Consider the following 3,204-nt stretch of genomic DNA (forward strand, 5'->3'; position numbering starts at 1 on the left):
GGCCAGTTATCATAGCCTATTCTAGAATAGAGGTTCTCCGTAACAGACTGCGGAATATTCATGGTGCGATCTGCGATCGATAACATTATGGTACGCAATGGCAACCGTTCACAGATGACTCCAGGGATAATGGAGGGCAACCACTCCCTGCCTGATATCCCAGAGTTGCTGGCTCCAGCAGGCAGTTGGGACTGTGCTAGGGCAGCCGTAGAAAATGGGGCTGATGCCATCTATTTTGGGCTGGATGCATTCAACGCTAGGATGCGGGCACACAACTTTACGGAAACCGATTTGCCAGAGTTAATGGCCTATTTGCACCGTCGTGGTGTGAAGGGCTATGTTACTCTCAATACTCTAATTTTTACACTAGAGTTGGCAGCAGTAGAAGCCTATCTACGCTCAATCATTGCAGCGGGTGTGGATGCAGCCATCGTCCAAGATATTGGCTTGTGTCGTCTAATTCGTCACCTGTCACCAGATTTTCCTATCCATGGTTCCACACAGATGACCATCACCAGTGCTGCTGGCGTAGACTTTGCCCATTCCTTGGGTTGCAATCTGGTGGTATTGGCACGGGAGTGTTCCCTCAAGGACATCCGCAAAATTCAGCAGCAACTCCGCGATCGCAAGCTCACTCTGCCACTGGAAGTATTTGTGCACGGGGCTTTGTGTGTAGCCTATTCGGGGCAATGTCTGACCAGTGAAGCCCTGGGGGGACGATCAGCCAATCGGGGAGAATGCGCGCAGGCTTGTCGGATGCCCTACGAGTTGGTGGTAGACGGCAAAGTGCTAGACTTGGGCGATCGCAGGTACCTGCTCAGTCCCCAAGATTTGGCAGGATTATCCGTATTGCCGCAACTGGTGGCTGCGGGAGTGGCTTCCCTTAAAATTGAGGGCCGCCTAAAAACGCCTGAATACGTTGCCAGCGTCACCCAGGTATATCGCCAAGCCCTCGATCGCATTGCCCAAGGGATTGTTCCTGATGGGGATGCTAGTGACCGCTACAAGCTGGAGATGGCCTTTTCGCGGGGGCTACACACAGGTTGGTTAGAAGGCATCAATAACCAGGTCTTGGTGCATGGGCGGTTTGGCAAAAAGCGTGGAGTTTACTTGGGGACAGTGGCTGAGGTTCGTAATGGGCGAGACAAGCAGGTGCTCGTGCGGTTGCAAGCGCCTCTGAAAGCTGGGGATGGTGTGGTATTTGATGCTGGTAAACCCGATAGCCAAGAAGAGGGGGGACGGGTCTATGCCGTGGAGCAGCGGGGACAAGAGTCGATCGTGACCTTGGGACGGCGAGATGTGGATTTGCGCCGAGTGCACGTGGGCGATCGCCTGTGGAAGACGAATGACCCTGACCTGGATCGCCAACTGCGCCAGACTTACACCAGTGAGAAGATTCTGTTTCAGCGCCCGATTGCTGTGGAAGTGTATGGCCAAGTGGGGGAGCCACTGACGGCGATCGCCCGTGACAGCCTAGGACATATCGCCCAAGCTAAGTCCACTGTGCCGCTGACTGCTGCCCATACTCAGCAGTTGACCAGCGATCGCCTGCGAGAACAGTTAGGACGGTTGGGCAACACTCCCTTTTGCTTAGGAGAACTGCATAACCATGTGCAGGGGGCGGTGATGGTACCTCTTAGTGAACTCAATCGCATCCGACGAGAACTGGTCAGTCAGTTAGATGCCCAGCGTGCCCAACCCCAGCGCTGGCAACTGTGTAGTACAGCTACCTATACCGATCTGTTGCCTGTTGGAGAAGATGCACCGTCTGTGCTTCCCCAGACGATCGTCCTCGTGCGGACTCTGGCTCAACTGGCAGCCGTCTTAACCACTGACCTGACCACGATCTACTGTGAATTAGAAGACCCCCGTGCCTATCGGGATGCAGTCGCCATGGCTAGGCAAGCTGCTCACCGGCCCAGCCTTTGGGTAGCGCCACCCCGCATTACCAAGCCTAACGAGCAGTACATTCTGCACCAAGTACGGGCCAGCAATGCTGATGGCTATCTAATTCGTAACTATGATCACTTGGAGTTTTTTGCTGCAAATCGCTGCGTGGCTGACTTTTCCTTCAACATTGCCAATCCCTTGACTGCCGACTATTTTCGGCAAACCTTTGGCCTAGAGCGTCTCACGGCTTCCTATGACCTTAACATTCAGCAACTAGAAGCCCTGTTAACCCACTGCCCGCCATCCTGGTTTGAGGTCACCTTACACCAGCATATGCCGATGTTCCATATGGAGCACTGTGTGTTTTGTGCATTTCTCTCCAAAGGCACAGACTATACAAATTGTGGTCGTCCCTGTGAACAGCATGAGGTGAAGTTGCGCGATCGCACAGGAGCAGAGCACTGGTTAGTTGCCGATGCTGGTTGTCGCAATACGGTCTTTAACAGCACTGCTCAAACTGGAGCTGAGTTTGCCCAACGCCTGCTTGATTTGGGAGTGCGCTATTTCCGCTTAGAGTTCGTTCAAGAATCACCTGCCCAAGTGCTAGATACGATTAATCGCTATCAACGCCTCCTCACAGGCAAACTTTCCGGCTCCCAACTCTGGCGAGACTTGAAGTTGCACAACCAACTGGGGGTAACCCGTGGCTCTCTGGACGAATGAGCATAGTTATAACAATATCCTGACTAGACTGGATGTTGTCCATAATCAGCAATTTGGGTATACAAGCTGTGAGCTGTGAACGGCATCACCACGAGTGGCTAGGACTTGCTGTTAACCTTGCGCTCTGCTAAACAATTAGAGAAATTCCAGAGGATATATGGCACAAATCTTAATGGATTAATATTCCTAGGCGACAATAAGGGTTGATTTGGCTAGCCAAGGTGACCCCGTGGCTACCGATCAGAGGTGCGATAATGATGACATCAGACATGCCAGTGGGCCTGCCGTCGTTACGGCAAGTGAACTTAGACCAATATCGATTGTTTGTGGAACATGCTCGTGAGGTGTTCTTTCAAACCGATATGGAAGGTGTGCTGGTGTTTTTGAACCCAGCGTGGGAGCAAATCACTGGGTTTTCAGTGGCCAAGAGCATTGGCACTAGTCTGTTTGCCTATGTGTATCCCGACGATCGCCAGCGCTGTAAGAACCTGTTTAATGCCATGATCAATGGACGACTAAGTCCCAGTCAGCGTTGTGAATTGCGTTGCCTCACCGTTGATCAACAGTCCTGTTGGCTGCAAGCTGACCTTC

General features: G+C 52.4%; 2 protein-coding genes. Both read left to right on the plus strand.

The window, feature by feature from the left end:
- Positions 1-114: 114 nt before the first annotated feature.
- Positions 115-2,613, plus strand: a complete 2,499-nt coding sequence (locus NZ772_16200) for a U32 family peptidase (protein ID MCS6815096.1) — start codon at positions 115-117, stop codon at positions 2,611-2,613.
- Between the two features lie 254 nt (positions 2,614-2,867).
- Positions 2,868-3,204 (plus strand): PAS domain-containing protein (locus tag NZ772_16205; GenBank protein ID MCS6815097.1); only part of this gene is annotated, 337 nt, incomplete at its 3' end.

It is taken from the genome of Cyanobacteriota bacterium, assembly GCA_025054735.1.
GTDB lineage: Bacteria > Cyanobacteriota > Cyanobacteriia > SKYG9 > SKYG9 > SKYG9.

What these genes read in the sequence shown, in the direction of transcription:
- NZ772_16200 (MCS6815096.1), top strand. Translation starts at nt 115, where the DNA reads ATGACTCCAGGGATAATGGAGGGCAACCACTCCCTGCCTGATATCCCA.